23 protein-coding genes are annotated in these 19,900 nt (G+C 67.5%); 14 read left to right on the top strand and 9 right to left on the bottom strand.

Features of this window, described 5'->3' with window-relative positions; translation table 11 throughout:
* Positions 1–48 precede the first annotated feature (48 nt).
* The 6 genes from AC07PV_RS01955 (at position 49) to adk (ending at position 4,334) form a co-directional block, all read left to right on the top strand.
* The gene (locus AC07PV_RS01955) at positions 49–693 is read left to right on the top strand and encodes a MotA/TolQ/ExbB proton channel family protein (protein ID WP_218294891.1); all 645 of its coding nucleotides are present in this window, start codon (positions 49–51) and stop codon (positions 691–693) included.
* Positions 694–865: 172 nt separating this feature from the next.
* Entirely contained in the window at positions 866–1,300 is a 435-nt protein-coding gene (locus AC07PV_RS01950) for an ExbD/TolR family protein (RefSeq protein ID WP_218294890.1), read from the top strand.
* A 6-nt stretch (positions 1,301–1,306) separates the two neighbouring features.
* On the top strand, positions 1,307–2,353 hold the full coding sequence (lpxK, locus tag AC07PV_RS01945) for a tetraacyldisaccharide 4'-kinase (protein ID WP_494629222.1): 1,047 nt from the start codon (positions 1,307–1,309) through the stop codon (positions 2,351–2,353).
* Between the two features lie 80 nt (positions 2,354–2,433).
* Positions 2,434–2,616 (top strand): Trm112 family protein, encoded by a 183-nt coding sequence (locus AC07PV_RS01940; RefSeq protein WP_056062396.1) that lies wholly within the window; start codon positions 2,434–2,436, stop codon positions 2,614–2,616.
* A complete protein-coding gene (kdsB, locus tag AC07PV_RS01935; protein WP_370627702.1) occupies positions 2,613–3,440 on the top strand; it encodes a 3-deoxy-manno-octulosonate cytidylyltransferase in 828 nt (275 codons plus the stop codon). Before AC07PV_RS01940 ends, kdsB begins: the two co-directional genes overlap by 4 nt.
* A gap of 237 nt (positions 3,441–3,677) precedes the next feature.
* On the top strand, positions 3,678–4,334 hold the full coding sequence (adk, locus tag AC07PV_RS01930) for an adenylate kinase (RefSeq protein WP_369642533.1): 657 nt from the start codon (positions 3,678–3,680) through the stop codon (positions 4,332–4,334).
* 151 nt (positions 4,335–4,485) lie between these two features.
* Here adk and AC07PV_RS01925 read toward each other — a convergent pair whose 3' ends face one another.
* Genes AC07PV_RS01925 through AC07PV_RS01915 form a run of 3 tightly spaced genes read right to left on the bottom strand, consistent with a single transcriptional unit; the run spans position 4,486 to position 6,371 of the window.
* The gene (locus tag AC07PV_RS01925) at positions 4,486–4,956 is read right to left on the bottom strand and encodes a DUF6152 family protein (RefSeq protein ID WP_218294887.1); all 471 of its coding nucleotides are present in this window, start codon (positions 4,954–4,956) and stop codon (positions 4,486–4,488) included.
* A gap of 19 nt (positions 4,957–4,975) precedes the next feature.
* Entirely contained in the window at positions 4,976–5,395 is a 420-nt protein-coding gene (locus tag AC07PV_RS01920; RefSeq protein WP_218295306.1) for a hypothetical protein, read from the bottom strand.
* 19 nt (positions 5,396–5,414) lie between these two features.
* The gene (locus AC07PV_RS01915) at positions 5,415–6,371 is read right to left on the bottom strand and encodes an asparaginase (RefSeq protein WP_218294886.1); all 957 of its coding nucleotides are present in this window, start codon (positions 6,369–6,371) and stop codon (positions 5,415–5,417) included.
* An 83-nt stretch (positions 6,372–6,454) separates the two neighbouring features.
* On the opposite strand from AC07PV_RS01915, the gene lexA reads away from it, so the two are divergent.
* The 3 genes from lexA (at position 6,455) to AC07PV_RS01900 (ending at position 9,054) form a co-directional block, all read left to right on the top strand.
* Positions 6,455–7,129, top strand: coding sequence for a transcriptional repressor LexA (gene lexA, locus AC07PV_RS01910; RefSeq protein ID WP_494629220.1), 675 nt, complete (start codon positions 6,455–6,457; stop codon positions 7,127–7,129).
* Positions 7,130–7,285: 156 nt separating this feature from the next.
* Entirely contained in the window at positions 7,286–7,783 is a 498-nt protein-coding gene (locus AC07PV_RS01905; RefSeq protein WP_494629218.1) for a hypothetical protein, read from the top strand.
* Between the two features lie 263 nt (positions 7,784–8,046).
* Positions 8,047–9,054, top strand: coding sequence for a D-2-hydroxyacid dehydrogenase family protein (locus AC07PV_RS01900; RefSeq protein ID WP_218294883.1), 1,008 nt, complete (start codon positions 8,047–8,049; stop codon positions 9,052–9,054).
* Positions 9,055–9,186: 132 nt separating this feature from the next.
* On the opposite strand, the gene AC07PV_RS01895 is transcribed toward AC07PV_RS01900, so the two are convergent.
* The 4 genes from AC07PV_RS01895 to AC07PV_RS01880 form a co-directional block, all read right to left on the bottom strand.
* Positions 9,187–10,314, bottom strand: coding sequence for a branched-chain amino acid ABC transporter substrate-binding protein (locus AC07PV_RS01895; RefSeq protein ID WP_218294882.1), 1,128 nt, complete (start codon positions 10,312–10,314; stop codon positions 9,187–9,189).
* A gap of 130 nt (positions 10,315–10,444) precedes the next feature.
* Positions 10,445–11,017: a hypothetical protein gene (locus AC07PV_RS01890; RefSeq protein WP_494600366.1), complete on the bottom strand. Its 573-nt coding sequence runs from the start codon at positions 11,015–11,017 to the stop codon at positions 10,445–10,447.
* Entirely contained in the window at positions 11,017–11,451 is a 435-nt protein-coding gene (locus AC07PV_RS01885; RefSeq protein WP_218294880.1) for a DNA polymerase III subunit chi, read from the bottom strand. Before AC07PV_RS01885 ends, AC07PV_RS01890 begins: the two co-directional genes overlap by 1 nt.
* A 7-nt stretch (positions 11,452–11,458) precedes the next feature.
* The gene (locus AC07PV_RS01880; protein WP_494629216.1) at positions 11,459–12,988 is read right to left on the bottom strand and encodes a leucyl aminopeptidase; all 1,530 of its coding nucleotides are present in this window, start codon (positions 12,986–12,988) and stop codon (positions 11,459–11,461) included.
* A 73-nt stretch (positions 12,989–13,061) separates the two neighbouring features.
* On the opposite strand from AC07PV_RS01880, the gene lptF reads away from it, so the two are divergent.
* The 5 genes from lptF to AC07PV_RS01855 all read left to right on the top strand — a co-directional run bounded on the left by lptF (position 13,062) and on the right by AC07PV_RS01855 (position 17,913).
* Positions 13,062–14,165, top strand: a complete 1,104-nt coding sequence (lptF, locus tag AC07PV_RS01875) for an LPS export ABC transporter permease LptF (protein WP_218294878.1) — start codon at positions 13,062–13,064, stop codon at positions 14,163–14,165.
* Positions 14,162–15,268: an LPS export ABC transporter permease LptG gene (lptG, locus tag AC07PV_RS01870; RefSeq protein ID WP_494595740.1), complete on the top strand. Its 1,107-nt coding sequence runs from the start codon at positions 14,162–14,164 to the stop codon at positions 15,266–15,268. Before lptF ends, lptG begins: the two co-directional genes overlap by 4 nt.
* A gap of 33 nt (positions 15,269–15,301) precedes the next feature.
* Positions 15,302–15,685, top strand: a complete 384-nt coding sequence (locus AC07PV_RS01865; protein WP_369642537.1) for a sirohydrochlorin chelatase — start codon at positions 15,302–15,304, stop codon at positions 15,683–15,685.
* Positions 15,686–15,728: 43 nt separating this feature from the next.
* Entirely contained in the window at positions 15,729–16,670 is a 942-nt protein-coding gene (locus AC07PV_RS01860; protein WP_218338495.1) for a CysB family HTH-type transcriptional regulator, read from the top strand.
* Between the two features lie 70 nt (positions 16,671–16,740).
* On the top strand, positions 16,741–17,913 hold the full coding sequence (locus tag AC07PV_RS01855; RefSeq protein WP_494595743.1) for a pyridoxal phosphate-dependent aminotransferase: 1,173 nt from the start codon (positions 16,741–16,743) through the stop codon (positions 17,911–17,913).
* Positions 17,914–17,933: 20 nt separating this feature from the next.
* Here AC07PV_RS01855 and AC07PV_RS01850 read toward each other — a convergent pair whose 3' ends face one another.
* Positions 17,934–18,848 carry a DMT family transporter gene (locus tag AC07PV_RS01850; protein WP_494629214.1) on the bottom strand — a complete coding sequence of 305 codons (915 nt, stop codon included), beginning with the start codon at positions 18,846–18,848 and terminating at the stop codon, positions 17,934–17,936.
* A 79-nt stretch (positions 18,849–18,927) separates the two neighbouring features.
* Positions 18,928–19,875: a LysR family transcriptional regulator gene (locus AC07PV_RS01845; protein WP_494629213.1), complete on the bottom strand. Its 948-nt coding sequence runs from the start codon at positions 19,873–19,875 to the stop codon at positions 18,928–18,930.
* Positions 19,876–19,900 lie beyond the last annotated feature (25 nt).

Genomic DNA, 19,900 nt, shown 5'->3' with positions numbered 1-19,900 from the left:
GAAGCTGGGCCATAATCGCCGATTGCTTTCATCTGCGCGGAGAGAGATTTGCTGTCCATCATACAAGCCGCAGGCTGGCCGATCTGGCCCCTGATTGCGTGTTCCATCCTGGGAATGGCGCTGATTTTCGAACGGTTCGTGGCCCTCAAGACGGCCCGCGTCGCTCCTCCGAAATTGCTCGATGAAGCCATCACGGTGTCCTCCAAGGCCGTGCCCACCCCCGACGTGGTGAACCAGCTCGCGCAGAACTCCGCCCTGGGCGAGGTGCTCGCCAGCGGCCTGCGCACCCTCAACAGCAACCCCCAGTGCAGCGAGACCGACCTGCGCTCGGCCATGGAAGGCGCCGGCCGGGCCGTGGCCCACCGGCTGGAGAAGTACCTCGCGGCGCTGGCCACCATCGCATCGGCCGCGCCCCTGCTGGGCCTGCTGGGGACCGTGATCGGAATGATCGAGATCTTCGGCTCGCAGGCCGGCAGCGGCGGCGTGGGCCAGGCCATGGGCGGCGGCAACCCCGCGCAGCTGGCGCATGGCATCTCGGTGGCGCTGTACAACACGGCCTTCGGCCTGATCGTGGCGATCCCGGCGCTGATCTTCTGGCGCTACTTCCGCGCCCGCGTCGATGCCTATCTGCTCACGCTGGAGCTGGCTTCCGAGCAGTTCGTCCGCCACATCCTGCGCCTGAGGAAGAAGTGAACTCCCCCCTGAGGCGCGGCCGCGCCCTTCCCTGCTTCTCGCAGCGCCATGCACCGCGGGCAGGGGAACGCCGCCCGTGCGGTGGGGCGGCCCTTGCGCCACGCCCGCCCGCGTTGAGGCCGCCGGTTTCCAAACTTCGCGGGCAACGCGTACCGCCCATTGGATCGTCGACATGAATTTTCGCCCCCGCGCCAAGGAAGAGCCGGAGATCAACCTGATCCCGTTCATCGACGTGCTGCTGGTGATCCTCATCTTCCTGATGCTGACCACCACGTACAGCAAGTTCACGGAGCTGCAGCTCACCCTGCCGGTGGCCGACGCCGAGCAGCAGCGCGACCACCCCAAGGAAGTGATCGTCTCGGTGGCCGCCGACGGCCGCTATGCCGTCAACAAGAACGGCGTGGACGGCAAGAGCGTGGACGCCATCGCGCAGGCCCTGCGCGGCGCCGCCACCGCCGGGCGCGATAGTGTCGTGATCATCAGCGCCGATGCCATGTCGCCGCACCAGTCCGTGGTCTCGGTGATGGAGGCGGCGCGCCGCGTGGGCCTCACGCAGATCACGTTTGCCACGCAGTCGTCGGCCGCGGCGCGCAGCACCGGCCGCTGACACGGCATGGCTGGCCCCGGGCCGCAGCCGCCCCCCCGGTCCGCGGCGCGCGGCGGCGCCCCTTCCCCGGCCTCCGGGCTGCAGAAGATCTGGCAGGCACGCGGCCCGGCCGCCTGGGCGCTGTGGCCCGTCTCCCTGCTGTACCGGGCGCTGGTGGGCCTGCGCCGGGGGCTTTACCGCGCTGGCGTGCTCAAGGCCGAACACCCGGGCCGTCCCGTCGTCGTGGTGGGCAACGTGATCGCCGGAGGCGCCGGAAAGACGCCCGTGGTCATCGCCGTGGTGAAACACCTGCAGGCTCGCGGCCTGCGCCCCGGGGTGATCTCGCGCGGCTATGGCCGCAGCACCACCGATTGCCGGGCGGTGGCGCCCGACAGCCCCGCCCGCGAGGTGGGCGATGAGCCCGCGCTGATCGCGCGCAGCTGCGGGGTGCCGGTTTTCGTCGCGCCGCGCCGCATCGCCGCGGCCCGCGCCCTGCTGGCGGCGCACCCGCACACCGACGTGATCGTCTGCGACGACGGGCTGCAGCACCTGGCCCTGGCGCGCGATGTGGAGGTTTGCATCTTCAACGACCAGGGCGTCGGCAACGGCTTCCTGCTGCCTGCGGGCCCGCTGCGCGAGCCCTGGCCGCGGCCGGTGGACCTGGTGCTCCATGCGGGTGGCGTACCGCCCCGGGGAGACTTCGAGGCCTATGCGCTGCAACGGCGCCTGGCCCCCTGGGCCGTGCGCTCGGACGGCACCCGCGTGCCCTTGTCCAGCCTGCGGGGGCAGCCTTTGCACGCGGTGGCGGCCGTCGCACGCCCCGGGGACTTCTTTGCGATGCTGCAGGCCCAGGCGTTGCAACTGGCGCACGCGCAGGCCCTGCCGGATCACTATGATTTTGATAGCTGGAACCGCTCACCAGACAACCGCTACACGCTGATCTGCACTGAAAAAGATGCCGTCAAGCTGTGGCCCCGCCACCCGGACGCACTGGCCGTGCCCCTGCAACTGCACATGGATCCAGCCTTTTTCGCGGCCCTGGATGCGCGCCTGCCGGCACCGGGTGGTCTTTAGCGCGCACCGGCGGTCCCGCGGGGCTGGCCGCCGCTATCATCGCTGCCTGCCCGAACGAACCTCCCGGAAGCACCGCCACCATGGATCCCAAACTGCTTGAACTGCTGGTCTGCCCTGTCACCAAAGGCCCGCTGACCTACGACCGCGAGGCGCAGGAACTTGTCTCCCGCAGCGCGCGGCTGGCCTACCCGGTGCGCGACGGCATCCCGGTGCTGCTCGAAAACGAAGCCCGCACGCTCACCGACGAGGAACTGGAGCAGTGAGCGCTGTGCCCGCCCCCGGCGCCGTGGCACCGGACAGCCGCTTCACGGTGCTGATCCCGGCCCGCATGGCATCGAGCCGGCTGCCCGACAAACCCCTGGCCGATATCGCCGGCCTGCCCATGGTGGTGCGGGTTGCCCGCCGCGCGGCCCAGAGCGCCGCCACCCGGGTCGTGGTGGCCGCCGACGACAACCGCATCCTGCAGGCCTGCGCGGCCCACGGCGTGGAGGCGATCCTGACCCGCGCCGACCATGCCAGCGGCAGCGACCGGCTGGCAGAGGCCTGCGTCCAGCTGGGGCTGGATGGCGCCGACATCGTCGTCAACGTGCAGGGGGATGAACCCCTGATGGACCCCGGCCTCATCCATGCCGTGGCGCAACTGCTGCCGGCCCGCCCCGAGGCCAGCATGGGCACGGCCGCGCACGCCATTGCGTCGCAAGCCGACTACGCCAACCCCAACGTGGTGAAGGTGGTGCTGGACGCGCGGGGCCTGGCGCACTACTTCAGCCGGGCGCCCATCCCCTTCGCCCGCGACCATGCCGCAACGCCCTGGTGGCAAGGCGCCGCCCAGGCGGCCACACCCGGCGTCGCCGCCCTGGCGGGGTTCGCGCCTTTGCGGCATGTGGGCATCTACAGCTATCGTGCCGGCTTCCTGCGGGAATTTCCGGCGCTGGCGCCAGCCCCCACCGAAGCCGTGGAAGCGCTGGAGCAGTTGCGCGCGCTGTGGCACGGCCACCGCATCGCGGTGCACCTGGCCAGCACCGCCCCGGGGCCTGGCGTGGACACCCCCGAGGATCTGGAGCGGGTCCGCAGCCTTTTCCGCTGACGGACGCCCCGGCGGCCCCGTGGCGCGGGGACCTGCCCGCGCCACCGTGCAGGGCACTATCCGCACCGCGACACCCTGGCCGCCGCGCGGTACGGCGTGTAAGTCAGCGCAAGGTGGTCGCATGCTATCCTCGCCCGCAACGAGAGCACCGCATCCCGGGCGCACAGAACGGCTTCAGGCGCCCTTCGAACGTCCCCGCCAGCGGCGCCAACCGATTTCTAACCTTCGAGGACTTCCATGAGACTGATTCTGTTGGGCGCGCCTGGCGCCGGAAAGGGCACGCAAGCCACGTTCATCTGCCAGAAATACGGCATCCCGCAAATCTCCACCGGCGACATGCTGCGGGCGGCGGTGAAGGCGGGCACGCCCTTGGGCCTGCAGGCCAAGGCCGTGATGGATTCGGGTGCCCTGGTCAGCGACGACATCATCATCGGTCTCGTGAAGGAACGCATCACGCAGGCGGACTGCGCCAACGGCTTCCTGTTCGACGGCTTTCCCCGCACCATTCCCCAGGCCGACGCCATGAAGGCGGCGGGCGTCAAGCTCGACTACGTGCTCGAAATCGATGTGCCTTTTGAGGCCATCATCGAACGCATGAGCGGCCGCCGCTCGCACCCTGCCAGCGGCCGCACCTACCACGTCAAGTTCAACCCCCCCAAGGTGAAAGGCAAGGATGACCTGACGGGCGAGGAACTGATCCAGCGCGAAGACGACAAGGAAGAAACCGTCAAGAAGCGCCTGCAGGTCTACAGCGACCAGACGCGCCCCCTGGTGGACTACTACAGCAGCTGGGCCCAGGCCGAGCCCGACGCCGCCCCCAAGTACCGCGCCATCAGCGGCACGGGCAGCGTGGAAGAAATCACCGCGCGCGCGCTCCAGGCGCTGGCCAGCTGAGCGCGAGGGCCACGCCCCAGGACCAGCGACGCCATGGGGCACCAGGGCGTCGCTTTTCTTTTGGGAGGTGCCGGTGGCCCCTTCAGGCGCGCCGTGGCACCAGCGGGCCAGACCCTCATGGCCCCGGCCTTGCCACCCATCCTGGTTTTGTTCAGGCCGGACTGGAGCGCAGGCCGTAGGCCTTGCCGTCCACGAAAAGGTATTCCGCGCGCAGCACCGCATCGCCCTTCTCATCGCGCAGGGTGAAGCCCACCACCGACAGGTCCGTGCCGGGCTTGATCTCCTGCACCTGCCAGGCCTGCATGCGTGTCAGGGGCGCCAGCTCGATCTCCCAGCGGCGGTCCTTGCGGGTGGGCAGCACCGCCTTGGCCAGCAAGGCCTTGCCGTCCACGGGCGAGGCCTGGGCGGGCACCGCGCGCTGCGCCAGGTCCGCGGGAAGCCGCAACTGCGCGGGAAGCTCCAGCTCCAGCTCGGCATGGGGGTTTTGCCAGCGCACCTTGCGCACCGTGCCTTCCAGATAGATGGGGCGCTCGGCATCAAAACTGCTCCAGCCATGGTGGGCGCGCGCCCAGAGCGGAACCATCGCAGTGGCCAGGAGCAGGCGGCGGCGTTGCAGACTCATCGGTTCTCTCCTTGTCAGGTCACAGATAGGCGATCCAGCGGCCACAGACCACCACGGCCAGCCAGATCAGCGTGGACGCCAGCATCTGCACCCGGGCCAGGGCGTCCAGGCGCGCCAGCGATCCACGCCCATGGAACCACGCGGCGTTGCAGCCCGCAAGCATTAACAGCAGCATCTTCAAGGTGAATGCGCGGCTGGCGAGCAGCTCGGAAGGCTGGGTGGCGAACATCAGCAGGCCCGATGCCGCCGCCAGGCCAAAGCCACACAATGCCAGCGACAGGCTGAGCCGCGCAAGGTCCTTGACGGGCAGCGCCGCCCCCCGGCCAAACACGCGCAACTCCAGCAGCACCAGGTTGCCCAGCAGCAGGGCAATGCCAACGATGTGCACCACTTCCAGCGCCGGGTAGGCCCAGGCGTGTGTCTTGAGGGCTGCAAACAACACCGGACAGCCTTCGCGCTCAGCGCATCAGGTCCAGCATCAGCGAGATCCGGGCCTTCAGGGGCGGCAGCCCGCCGGAATCAGGCAGCACGTCACCAGGCTTGGGCAGCACCCGCCCCTCGGCGCAGCGCGTGGACCGGACCACCCGCACGCCCACCTCCTGCGCGCGCAGCAATGCGGCTTCCAGAAGGTGGTGGATGGTGCCGTTGCCGGTGCATGCCACCACCAGCCCCTGGACGCCGTCACGCACCAGCGCATCCACCATGGCGCCCGTGGCGCCCGCGTGGCTCATGATCACCTCCACGCGGGGCCAGGCCGCTGCATTTGCTATATTTTGCAGAGCACCCCACGCATGCTTGGCGGGCGGTATCGGCCAATCCTGCGCAAGGCGAATGGCGCCCTCCTCCACCCACCCCAAAGGCCCGGCCTCGCCCGAACTGAGCGCATGGACACGGTACGGATGCACCTTCTGGACCTGCTGTGCGCCGTGGACCTCGCCAGCGGCCACTGCGAGCACGCCGCGGGCACCCGCAGCCACCGCGACCGCCACGGCATCCAGGAGATTTTGCGGCCCGTCGGGCGTGAGCGCCGTGGCCGGGCGCATGGCGCAGGTCAGCACCACGGGTTTCAGCCGGGTATCCAGCACCTGGTTCAGGAACCAGGCCGTCTCCTCCAGCGTATCGGTGCCGTGGGTGATGACCACCCCGCGCACGGAAGCATCCTGGAGGTGGTGGGCGCAGCGCAGCGCCAGGGCCTGCCACACCCCGCCATCCATGTCCTTGCTGTCGATCTGAGCCACCTGCTCCGCCACGAGCATGCCACCGGCCGCCTCCTGCAATCCGGGGACCGCTGCCAGCAGCTGCTCCACCCCGACCTGCGCGGCGGTGTACCCGATGTTGTCACCCGCCTGTGCCGACGTGCCGGCAATGGTTCCTCCAGTGCCCAAAACCACAATTTTTTGCCCACTCACTTGCATACTCCGAAAAACTGGTGAAAAATACAGTTACTGGATTAAAAAACAGTTGTCCTTCACTGTAGCCGCCTCCACCGGAAACCACCATGCTCGACAACCCGAAACTCACGGCCCGCCAGCAACAGATCCTGGACCTCATCCAGACCGCCATTGCACGCACAGGGGCGCCTCCCACCCGCGCCGAAATCGCGGCTGAACTGGGCTTCAAGTCGGCCAATGCGGCAGAAGAACATCTGCAGGCCCTCGCACGCAAGGGCGTGATCGAACTGGTGAGCGGCACATCGCGGGGCATCCGGTTGCGCAGCGACACGCTGCGCTCCATCAATGCAGCGCGCGGCAGCCAGTTCCACCTGCCCATTCCCGGGCTCTCCCAGCTGGTCCTGCCCCTGGTGGGGCGTGTGGCGGCGGGTTCGCCCATTCTCGCGCAGGAACACGTCGACCAGACCTACAGCGTGGAAAACAGCCTGTTCCAGCACAAGCCCGACTACCTGCTCAAGGTGCGTGGCATGTCCATGCGCGATGCCGGCATCATGGACGGCGACCTGCTGGCCGTGCAGTCCACCCGCGAGGTGCGCAACGGCCAGATCATCGTGGCCCGCCTGGGAGACGACGTGACGGTCAAGCGCCTGCGGCGCACCGCCACGGCCATCGAGCTGCTGCCTGAAAACCCGGACTACCCGGTCATCGTGGTACAGCCTGGCGAACCTTTCGAAATCGAAGGTCTCGCGGTAGGCCTCATTCGCAACACCATGCTGATGTAGCCGGTCCCGGCTGCTGGTCCATTCACTACCGCATTGCAGGTGGCGGGCGTTTGGTGTGCCGGGCAAACCGGCACGCCAGCCCTGCGGTGCGGGTTCAATTTGCAATCCTGCCTATGTCCAACCCCCGACCTTCGGAGTTTTCACATGGGAATTGCCTTGACCACCTTTTCCGCCTTCTCCGTGCCGCTGCGCTCGCTGACGCGCTGGTTTCACTCGACCGCCGCGCTCGCGATGCCGTCTGCGGCAGGTTCGCCCCCACCCCGTTCCCACCACGATGGCACGGACCGCAGCGACGGCCGGGGCACGGCCGGCTCCAGGAGCATCCACCGCCCGCAGGGTCTCCCTGGCCCACGTCCGCTGCGCGGCAACTGGCCCTTCACGATCAACACGCCCCAGACGCCCCCCGCCGAAGGCCCCGGGCGGCAGGCCGCCACCCGCAGAGCACCGCCCGCGATGCCGGTGCCGCCCGCAGGAAACCGCAGCGCCTGCGCAGCACCGCGGCCCACCGATGGATCGGGCCGCCGGACCGCCAAGGTCTTGCGCAGGATCTCAGCCCCCGGCACAGGCCGGCTGGTGATCGCCGGCAGGATGGCCGACGTGTGCGCGGAACTGGACCGCATGGTGGCCTGCGAGGGAGCCCTTCAGGCCTCTTGAGACCAAGATACTTCCTTCATCACGGGCCAAGGGCGCCAACGGCACGGTCCTCGTTGGCGTGTGGCGTTCCTTCTCGAAAGAGATGGATCTGCGGGCGTGAGAAAAACGGCCGGGGAGCGATGGCACGGCCCCGCCCCGTCCTGCCATGGTCGGCAGCGTTTTGCGGGATGCGCCAACACTCCGTCACCAAAAGCCCCGTACTTTGATGCCCCAGGGCGGCAGCCCGGTGAATGCCGGTGGCGCCACCAAGGCACAATATCGGGATGAACATTGTGATTCTCGACGACTACCAGGACGCAGTCCGCAAGCTGCACTGCGCATCCCGGCTCGACGCGTACACCGCCAAGGTCTACACCAATACCGTCAAAGGACTTGGGCAGCTTTCTGTCCGCCTGAAGGATGCCGACATCATCGTTCTGGTGCGGGAGCGCACACAGATCACGCGCCAACTGGTGGAAAAGCTTCCCCGTCTCAAACTGATCGCGCAAACCGGCAAGATCGGCAGTCACATCGACGTGACGGCGTGCACGGAGCGGGGCATTGCCGTGGCCGAGGGCATAGGGTCCCCGGTGGCCCCGGCCGAACTGACCTGGGCCCTCGTGATGGCAGCCATGCGCAGGCTGCCGCAGTACATCGCCAACCTCAAGCACGGCGCCTGGCAGCAGTCCGGGCTGAAGACCGCATCCATGCCCGCCAACTTCGGCCTTGGCAACGTGCTGCGCGGCAAAACGCTGGGCATCTGGGGATATGGCCGCATCGGACAGCTCGTGGCTGGCTACGGACGCGCTTTCGGCATGAACGTGCGCATCTGGGGCCGCGAAGCGTCCCGCGCCCAGGCCTTGACGGACGGCTACCAGGCCGCGACCACGCGCGAGGAGTTCTTCTCGCAGTGTGACGTGATCTCGCTGCACCTGCGCCTCAACGATGAAACGCGCGGCATCGTCTCGCTGGAAGACCTGTCTTGCATGAAGCCCACCTCCCTTCTCGTCAACACATCGCGGGCCGAATTGATCGAGCCCGACGCGCTGATCGCAGCGTTGAACCGGGGCCGTCCCGGCATGGCGGCGGTCGATGTGTTCGAGAGCGAACCCATCCTTCAGGGCCACGCCTTGCTGCGGCTGGAGAATTGCATCTGCACGCCCCACATTGGCTATGTCGAGCAGGACAGCTATGAGCTGTACTTTGGCGCGGCATTCGACAACGTGGTGAATTTCATCAAGGGCACGCCCACCAATATCGTGAATCCAGGCTCGCTTCAGGTAAGACGCTAGCCAGCAGGGCAACAACCGGGCCGCTTGCGCCATCGACGGCGCGGGTGCCCAATAAAAAAGGCTTCCCGAGGGAAGCCTTTTTTGAGCCCTGCAGGGCACAGGGGCCCTGCAGCGCGGTACCGCGCTGACTAATTACAGCGGGGTCTTCTTGCCGTCCTTGTAGACGTACAGGGTGATGGCGGGGTTCTTCATTTCGCCGTTGGGTTCGAAGGCGATGGTGGAGGTCACGCCCTTGAAGCTGGCCTTGGCCAGTTCGTTCACGTACACCTTGGGGTCCACGGAGTTGGCACGCTTCATGGCGTCCACCAGCAGGAACGTGGCGTCATAGGTGTAGGGGCTGTACACCTGGAACTGGTTGGGGTACTTGGCGTCGTACTTGGCCTTCCAGGCCGTGCCGCCAGGCATCTTGGCCAGCGAAGAACCGCCTTCGGCACAGATCACGTTACCCAGGGTCTTGGCACCGGCGGCCAGCTTGGCGATTTCCGACGTGCAGACGCCATCACCACCAAAGTACTTCACGTTGCCCATGCCCAGCTGCTCCATCTGGCGCAGCATGGGGCCGGCTTGTGGGTCCATGCCGCCGTAGAACACCGCATCAGGGTTCTTGGACTTGATGGCGGTCAGGATGGCCATGAAGTCGGTGGCCTTGTCGGTCGTGAACTGCTCGTCCACCACCTTCATGCCCTTGGCCGTGGCCGTCTTCTTGAACACGTCTGCCACGCCTTGGCCGTAAGCGGTACGGTCGTCGATGATGGCAACGGTCTTGAGCTTGAGCGTGTCGACCGCGTAGAAAGCCAGGCCAGCGCCCAGGGCGTTGTCGTTGGCGATGATGCGGAAGGTGGTCTTGTAGCCTGGCTTGGTCAGGTTGGGGTTGGTCGCAGCGCCCGTCACCATCGGAATGCCGCAGTCGTTGTAGACCTTGGATGCTGGGATGGTGGTACCGGAGTTGAGGTGACCGACAACGCCTGCGACCTTGGAGTCGCACAGCTTTTGTGCAGCGGCCGTGCCCTGCTTTGGATCGGCTGCATCGTCTTCGGCCTGCAGTTCGAACTTGATCTTCTTGCCGCCGATGGTGACGCCTTGAGCGTTCAGCTCTTCAATGGCCATGCGGGCGCCATTTTCGTTGTCCTTGCCGTAGTGGGCTTGGGCACCGGAAACCGGAGCCACATGGCCGATCTTGACCACCTGCTCTTGTGCAGAGGCCACACCAGCAGCAGCCGCGATAGCAGCAACCACGGTCAGTTTCAACTTCAATTGCATATCAATCTCCAGTAAAGATAAACGCTGAGAATATTCTTGTGTCTCAACGCAGGCGAACATATCGCAATTTACGGGCCAGATCATTAGGGAACACGATTAAAAGCGAGAGAAACCACAGGGGAATACCCTGTCATCCCTTTGGCACCGAGGGCGTCCCGCTGGCCAGCTCATCCGCCACCGCCTCGTACACAGCGTGCCGGACCACCGATTCAATCTCTTCGCGCAGCCGTGGCAGCACCGATCGTGTCTGCTCCTGCACCACCGTGGCGATCGCTTCGCGCAAACGTTGATCCAGCACAACGTCCACGCGCTGCATGACCCTGTGCACCATGTATTCCTCCATGCCCTCCGGCAATGGTCGGGTCAGCGCAACCGGACTCACGGCCCCCACGGACACGGGCGGCGCCACGGTGCCCGCTGCCGGAGCATTGCGGGCCGGCGCGGGCACGATGCCCGGCGGAGCGGCGGGCCTTGGCGGGGCCACGGCGGGCCGATGGGCGCCATGCACGAAGGAACCCGGCGGCTGCGCCGCCTGGTGCACGGCGTTCGCCGCCGGCCGCGCCTCGGGCAGCATGGAGGGATGCATGACCGTGGTGCGCGATGGTGCAGCGGCCGCGGCCTGCGATGGAGCGGAATCCGGCGCCCGCACCACTTCGGTGAGGGTGGGGACAAAGCGCGGAGGCGTCTTGGGGGGCAGTGCCATCAGCCGGCTTTCAGCACCAGGTCGTGGCGGGTGATCTCATACCCGCGCGAGGCATAGTGGCGCCAGCGCGACCTCGCCTCGCCGCGATCGGCCTCATCCTGCGCGCTCACCACCTCGACCAGGCGATCAAACCGGCCAAACCCTTCCGGCACTTCGGCGTGCAGGTTCAACAGCACCTCGTGGTGCGCGGCGGAACGCGCGTCGGCCGTCAGCAGCACGGGCGATGCATGGACCAGTTCTTCGTCGGCACCGCCCAGGCAATGGGCCACAAAATCCTGCGGCGCCAGCACCCAGAGCATGCGGTCCAGCACCGCCAGCGTCTCGGCCGGTGCTGCAATCACCAGCCGTGCACCGCTGCGCTGCACCTTGCGCGCAAAGCGGCATGCATAGGCCAGCTTGTCCGGCGCATTGAAGTGAAACGCGACCTCGGTCATGGCGAGATCAGCCGAGCTTGGCGCGCGGCGCCTTCACCGTCGCCGGCCTGGGGGAGGCCGCACGCGCGGCCGAAGAGGCCTTGGAGGCGGGCTTGGTGTTGGCCGCCTGCCCCAGAAGGTAATGCACCAGCAGCCCGACCGGCCGCCCCGTGGCCCCCTTGGCGGCCCCACCCTTCCAGGCCGTCCCCGCGATATCCAGATGGGCCCAGGGCAGGTCACCCACATATTTCTGCAGGAACTTGGCCGCGGTGATGGAACCGCCCGCGCGGCCCGCCACGTTCCCCATGTCCGCGAAATTGCTTTTGAGGCCATCCGCGTAATCGTCGTCCAGCGGCATGCGCCAGCAGGGGTCCTGCGCGGACTCCCCGGCCTCCTGCAGCGCGGCTGCGAGGGAATCGTTGTTGGCAAACAGCCCGCTGCGCACGCCACCCAGCGCAATCACGCACGCGCCGGTCAACGTGGCGATGTCCACCACGGCGGCGGGCTTGAAGCGGGACGCATAGGTGAGCGCATCACAGAGCACCAGCCGGCCTTCGGCGTCGGTGTTGAGGATCTCGATGGTCTGGCCGCTCATGCTCGTGACCACGTCGCCGGGCTTGACAGCACGGCCGTCGGGCATGTTCTCGCAGGCGGGGATCAGCCCCACCACGTTGATGGCGGGTTGCAGCTCGCCCAGCGCGCGGAACGTTCCCAGCACGCTGGCGGCGCCGCACATGTCGAACTTCATCTCGTCCATCTCCGGCGCGGGCTTGATCGAGATGCCCCCCGTGTCGAACGTGATGCCCTTGCCCACCAGCACGACAGGCGCCTGGTCCTTGGCCGCGCCGCTGTAGCGCAGCTCGATGAACCGCAAAGGCTCCTCGGACCCCCTCGCCACGGCGAGGAAGGCGCCCATTCCCAGGCGGGCCACCTCAGCCGGGCCATGGACCTTGCACTGGATGCGGGGCAGCTTGGCCAGTGTCTTGGCCGCATCGGCGAGCAGGCTGGGCGTGGCGTGGTTGGCGGGGCGGTTGCCCCATTCCCGCGCGAACTCGACCCCGGCGACCAGTGCCACGCCGGCATCGAAATCCTCGCGCACCTCGGGGACGCTGTGCACACCCACCACGCAGCGGTTCAGGCTGCGCGCCTCCACCTTTGTCTTGGTGGTCGTATAGACGTAGCTCGCTTCGGCCACGGCCTGCACGGCGGCACTGACGGCAGCTGGCTGCGCAGCACCCGCAAAACAGAGCGCCACCCGCTTGGTCTGCGGCGCCTTGATGGCCGATCCCGCCGCCTGCAGGGCCTGGCGCGTGGCGCGGGCCGCGCCGTCGCCCTGTCCGACCAGAACCACCCGGCGGGCGGCAACGGCAGGCACCTGGTACAGCTGCAGGTGCTTGCCTGCCTTGGTGGACAGATCTCCGTTCTTGAGCGCCAGCGCCGCCAGGGCAGACAGCGCATCCTTGCCAGGCTTGAAGCCCTCGGGAAGCAGGACGACCAGCAGGTCGCATTTTTCCGAAGCTGCCGCAGCAAGGTCAAGGGTCTTGAGATCAAAGTTCATAATCGGTGTTTTCCTTTTGAGCGTGCTATGCACTTTGACATGCACGCAAAAGTGCATAGCGCGCTCCTCGCCAATGTTATTCGATTCATCCATCCGCAAGGAGCTGGCGCGCAGCTTCGGTGCGACCCTCGTGGTGCTGGTGACCGTGGTCATGACCATGATGCTCATCCGCACCCTGGGCCAGGCATCGCGGGGCAGCGTGAGCCCTTCCGATGTCATGCTGGTCATGGGGTTCACGGTGCTGGGCCAGTTGCCCACCATCCTGAGCCTGAGCCTCTTCATCGCCGTGGTCGGGACGCTGTCGCGCATGTACCGAGACAGTGAAATGGTCATCTGGTTCGCCAGCGGCCGCGGGCTGGTCAGCCTGCTGCGGCCCTTGCTACGTTTTGCCTGGCCGGTGATGGTCATCATCGCCGTGCTGTCGCTGCTGGTCTGGCCCTGGGCCAATTCCCAGATCCAGGAACTCAAGACGCGCTATGAACAGCGCAGCGACATCGACCGCATCGCACCCGGCGAGTTCCAGGAATCCTCCAATGGCAGCCGGGTGTTCTTCATCGACAAGGACAGCCCGGACACCCAGGCCGGCAACAACATCTTCATCGCCGCCACCGACGGTGCCCGCGAATCCGTCACCTCCGCGCGCAGCGCCCGGCTGGAGACACGGGGCGGCGAGCGCATGGCCGTGCTGAGCGAGGGCCAGCGGCTGGAGACCTCACGCGACAAACCCGGCGTGAAAATCAGCGAGTTCGTCGAATACGGCACCCGCATTGGCTCCGCGCCCGCGGGCTCGGCCGAAGAGCTCTCCGTCAAGACCCGCGCCACGCACGAGCTGCTCATGCAGCCCCTGCCCGCCTACAGGGCCGAGCTGGGCTGGCGCCTGGGGCTGGCGCTGGCGGCGCTCAACTTCGTGGTGCTGGGGCTGGCCGTGGCCAGCGTCAACCCGCGCGCCGCGCGCAGCACCAGCCTGGTGTTCGCGCTCTTTGCCTTCATCGTGTACTACAACCTCATGACGCTGGGGCAAAGCTGGGTGGGCGCAGGCCGGCTCGGCTTGGTGAGCTTCATGGTGCTGCTGCACGGCGGCATGCTGCTCATGTCGCTGCTGGTACTGGCCGCGCGCCACAATCACTGGACGCTGCGGCGGCTTTGGCAGCCCACGCCGCCAGGGAGCCCCGCATGAAAACCATCCGCCGCCTGATCCACCGCGAAGCCCTGTTCGCGGTCGCTTTCGTCACCGCCGGGTTTCTGGCGCTGTTCTTCTTCTTTGACCTGGTGGACGAACTGCGCTGGGTGGGCCGCACCGGCGCCGAGGGTTACCAGCTCTCGCACGCGTTCCTGTTCGTGGTGCTGAGCATTCCCAGCCACCTGTACGAGCTGCTGCCCATCACGGTGCTCATCGGCACCATCTTCGTGATGGCGCGGCTCGCCCAAAGCTCCGAGTTCACCATCATGCGCACGAGCGGCATGGGCCCCTGGCGTGCCTTGCGCACGCTGGTGGCGCTGGGCGGCTTCTTCGTGCTTCTGACCTTCGCCGTGGGCGACTACATCGCGCCGCTGACCGACCGCGCCGCCCAGCTGGTCAAGGTGCGGTACCTCGGGCGCCTGACCACGGGCGCCACCGGCGCCTGGCTCAAGGAGCGCCAGGACGACCACTCCTATGCGGTGAACGTGCGCGCGCTCACGACCAACGGCGGCATGCTGGACGTGCGCATCTTCGAGTTCGATGCCAAGGGCCGGCTGGCATCGCAGACACGGGCGGCGGCGGGCCAGTTTGGGCCGGACGGCGCGTGGAATCTGGAGAAGGTGCAGCGCAGCCGCTTCGAGCAGCGCGGCGGCGACGAAGCGCGCGTGGAGCACTTCGATGCCCCCACCCTGCAATGGCCCACCCGCATCAGCGCCGACATGGTGGCCGCCTCGCTGCTCAAACCCGACCGCATGGCCACCATCGACCTGTTCCAGTACATCCGCCACCTCGACGCCAACGGCCAGTCCGCCCAGCGCTACGAGATCGAGTTCTGGCGCAAGGTGTTCTATCCCCTCAGCTGCCTGGTGATGGTGGTGCTGGCCCTGCCTTTTGCCTACCTGCACTTCCGCTCGGGCGGCATCGCGGGCTATGTGTTTGGCGGCGTCATGGCCGGCATCAGCTTCTTCCTGCTGAACAACGTGTTTGGCTATGCGGGCAACCTGCAGAACTGGTCGCCGTGGCTCACGGCGGCCGCGCCCGGGCTGATCTACTCCGTGCTTTCGCTCGCGGCCTTTGGATGGCTGGTGCTCCGGCGCTAGCCCCGGCTGTCACCCTGCCCCGATCTGCAACCCATGAACCACCGCGCCATCGTCCTGTTCTCCCACGGCTCGCGCGACCCCCTGTGGCGCGCCCCCATGGAAGCCGTGGCCGCCCGCATCGGCGGGCAGCACCCGGACCGCCCTGTGGCCTGCGCGTACCTGGAGCTGTGCACCCCCACGCTGGCACAGGCCACGGACCAGCTCGTCGCGCAGGGAGCGGCCCATGTCACGGTCGTGCCCATGTTCCTTGGCACGGGCAAGCATGCGCGGAACGACCTGCCGCTGCTGGTGGAGGAGTTGCGAGCGGCCCATCCCGCCGTGCGGTTCCATGTGCAGCCCGCCATTGGCGAAGACCCGCGCATGACGGCTTTGATGGCAGAAATTGCCTGTGAGGTGCCTTCCGCTGAAATCCCTTAGATAGCTGCAGCATAATGATGCAACTCTTTAGGCGATATCAGATATGAATCTGCACCAATTCCGCTTCGTTCAAGAGGCTGCGCGCCGCAATCTCAACCTGACCGAAGCGGCCAAGGCCCTGCACACCTCCCAGCCGGGCGTGTCCAAGGCCATCATCGAGCTCGAAGAAGAACTGGGAGTGGACATCTTCGCGCGCCATGGCAAGCGCCTCAAGCGCATCACCGAACCCGGCCAGCACGTGCTCAAGAGCATCGAGGTCATCATGCGGGAGGTGGGCAACCTCAAGCGCATCGGCGAGCAGTTCAGCGCCCAGGACAGCGGCACCCTCAGCATCGCCACCACCCACACCCAGGCCCGCTACGTGCTGCCCGTGCCCGTGGCGCGCCTGCGCGAGGCCTATCCCAAGGTCAACATCAGCCTGCACCAGGCCACACCGCACGAAGTGGCGCGCATGGTGATCGATGAAGTGGCCGAGATCGGCATGGCCACCGAATCCCTGGCCGACTACCCCGAACTCGTCACCCTGCCCTGCTATGAATGGCAGCACGTGCTGGTGGTGCCCAACGACCACCCGCTGGCGCAGAAGGAGCGCATCGGGCTGGACGACCTGGCCCACGAGGCGCTGATCACCTACCACCCCTCCTTCACCGGCCGCGGCAAGATCGACCATGCCTTTGCCGCACGCAAGCTGCAGCCGCGCATCGTGCTCGAGGCCATCGATTCCGACGTGATCAAGACCTACGTGCGCCTGGGCCTGGGCATCGGCATCGTGGCCGAAATGGCCATGCGCGACGACCCCGTGGGTGACCTTGCCGTGCGTCCCGTGGGGCACCTGTTCGGCCAGAGCGTGGCGCGGGTGGCCTTCAAGCGGGGTGCGTACCTGCGCAACTTCGTCTACAAGTTCGCCGAACTGCTCAGCGACCGGCTGAGCCGCGAGCTCATCGCCCGCGCGATGACCGGCCACGTCAACGACTACGAACTCTGACACCGGCACCCGCCCGATTGCCCATTCCACCGCCCCATTGCTTCCCAGCCTGACCTCCCGCCACAGCGCCATGACTGAGACCACCGACACTGCCCGCACACCCGCCTTCCCCAGCAAGCTGCCCCAGGTGGGTACCACCATCTTCACCGTGATGTCGGCCCTGGCGGCCGAGCACGGCGCGGTCAACCTGGGCCAGGGGTTTCCTGACTTCGAATGCGCCCCGGAGCTGGTGAATGCCGTGACGCGGGCCATGCAGGCCGGCCACAACCAGTACCCGCCCATGCCCGGCATCCCGGCCCTGCGCGAGGCGGTCGCCAGCAAGATCGCGGCGCTGCACGGCCGCCGGTACAGCCCGGGCACCGAGATCACCATCACGGCCGGCGCCACGCAGGCCATCATCACAGCCATCCTGGCCATCGTGCACCCAGGCGATGAAGTCATCGTGCTCGACCCCTGCTACGACAGCTACGTGCCCAACATCGAACTGGCGGGCGGCAAGGCGGTGCGCGTGCCGCTCACGCCGGGCACCTTCCGCCCCGACTTCGGCAAGATCGGTGCGGCCATCACGCCGCGCACGCGCGCCATCCTCATCAACAGCCCGCACAACCCCAGCGCCACCATCTGGACGGCCCAGGAGATGCGCCAGCTGGAAGACCTGCTCGCGCCCACCGACATCCTGCTCATCAGCGACGAGGTGTACGAGCACATGGTGTTCGACGGCGCCGAGCATGAAAGCGCTGCACGCTTTCCCGGCCTGGCGGCACGCGCCTTCATCGTGTCGAGCTTTGGCAAGACCTTTCACGTCACCGGCTGGAAGGTCGGCACCGTGGCCGCCCCCGCAGCGCTGACGGCCGAGTTCCGCAAGGTGCACCAGTTCAACGTGTTCACCGTGAACACGCCCATGCAGCACGGCCTGGCCGCCTACCTGCAGGACCCGGCGCCCTACCTGCAGCTGCCCGCGTTCTATCAGGCCAAGCGCGACCTGTTCCGCCAGGGCCTGGAGGGCTCGCGCCTGAAGCTGCTGCCCAGCACCGGCAGCTACTTCCAGTGCGTGGACATCTCGGCCGTGAGCGACCTGAACGAATCGGACTTCTGCCAGTGGCTCACCCGCGAGGTGGGCGTGGCGGCGATTCCGCTGTCGGCGTTCTACGGAGACGGGTTTGACCAGCGCGTGGTGCGTTTCTGTTTTGCCAAGAAGGACGACACGCTGCGCGCCGCGCTGGAGCGGCTGCGCAAGCTCTGACCAGGCCACGGCCCCCGGCCCTACCGGGTCTGCCGGGCCAGCCAGACACCCAGAACCGCCAGCGCCATGCCCGCCAGCGCCCAGCCGCCGAGCGTCTCGCCAAACACGGCCCAGGCGATCAGCGCGGTGGTGGGCGGGGTCAGGTAGAACAGGCTGGCCACGTTCACCGCGCCACCACGGCGGATCAGCAGGTTCAGCAAACTGACGGCGCCCAGGGACAGCACCAGCACCAGCCAGCCCAGCGCGAACAGGAACTCGCCGCTCCACTGCACGGCCATGGTTTCCGTCGCGTACGCCAGCACTGCCATGGCCACCACGCACGGCAGGTACTGGATGACCGAGCCGGTGCGCAGGTCGAACGCGGGGCAAAAGCGCTTTTGGTACAGCGTGCCCGCCGTGATGCCCAGCAGCGCCACCACGGCCGGCAGCAGCATGTCCACCAGCGCGCCGCCCGGCACGGTGGCCACCTTGCCGGCCACCACCAGCGCCACGCCGGTAAAACCCAGCGCCAGGCCCGCCCATTGCGCGGGCCGCACCTTCTCGCCCAGCAGGGCGCCCGCCACCAGCGCGGTCAAGAGCGGCTGCAGCCCCACCACCAGCGCCGTGATGCCCGACGGCAACCCGTGGCCGATAGCGATGAACACCCCGCCCAGGTACACCCCGTGCACCAAGAGGCCCGACACGCCGATGTGCAGCCACGCCCTGCCCGACGGCGGCCACGGAGCACGCACCAGCGTCACCACCGCCAGCATCAGCACGGCGACGATCGCGAAACGAATGGCCAAAAAGGTGAGCGGCTCCACATACGGCAGCCCCAGCTTGGCGCCGATGAAGCCGGTGCTCCACAGCGCGACGAAGAGCAGGGGAATGAGCGCGTCGAGCGTGCCCGGCGTGGCGGTGGGGTGCTGCTGGGGCTGGGGCGTTGCCTGGGTCATGGAATGTCAATAGAGGAAGAAGCGCGGACCGGCATCACAGCCGAAACAAGACGAAGTTGACAACACAAGGACGCCAAGCTCACGGGGGCACATCCACGGTGGCCTGGTCATGACCGTTGTCCGCCCGCGCGGCAAACCAGTCCACCACCCAGGCGCGAAAGGCCGCCATCGCCGCCGTGCTGAAGCGTGCCGAGGGCCGCACCAGATAGATCCCCGCGTCGGTGTTGAGCTGCCACTGCGGCAGCACCTGCACCAGCTGGCCCGATGCGATGCCGGGGTCGATCAGCCAGTCGCCGCCCGCCAGGATGCCCACGCCCAGGATGGCGGCCGCGAGCAGCGCTTCGTTGTCGTTGCTCACCAGCGAGCCGCGCACCACCACGCTGTGGCTCGCCCCCGCCTGCGTGAGCTGCCATTCAGGGTAGGACTGCAGGCCGGTGAAGCCCAGGCAGTTGTGCTGCGCCAGGTCCGCAGGCACCTGCGGGGTGCCGTTCTTCGCCAAGTAGCCCGGCGCCGCCGCCATGATGCGGCGGTGGCTGCACAGCCGCGTGGCCACCAGCCGGCTGTCGGCCAGCTGGCCGATGCGGATCGCGGCGTCGAAGCGCTCGCCCACGATGTCCACCAGCCGGTCGGCGTACTCCAGCTCCAGCGTGACCTGCGGATGGGCCAGCGCAAATTCGGCCACCATCGGGCTGAGCAGGCGCCGCCCCATGGCGGCGGGCACCGACACGCGCAGCCGCCCGCGCACCTGCGCCGCGCCATCGGCCGCTTCCTTCTGGGCCTGTGCGATCAAGTCCGTCGCCTCGCGCACCTTCTCGACCAGGCGCTGGCCTTCGTGCGTCAGGTGCAGCTGACGCGTGGTGCGCTCGACCAGCCTCACGCCCAGGCGGCGCTCCAGCGCGTTCAGGCGCTTGGACAGCACCGAGGGGTGGCGCTGCAGCGCGCGGCCCGCCGCCGCGAACGAACCCGCGTCGCTCAGGGCAATAAGGGTGGCCAGTTCATCGGCGTGCTGGCTGTCGAGCAGGTCCATCGGGTATCAAAAGCGCCATGGGAGC

This window comes from Acidovorax sp. GW821-FHT09A11 (assembly GCF_059418365.1).
The sequence above is the reverse complement of the archived record's forward strand: the minus strand, read 5'-3'. Positions and strand labels throughout refer to the sequence as shown.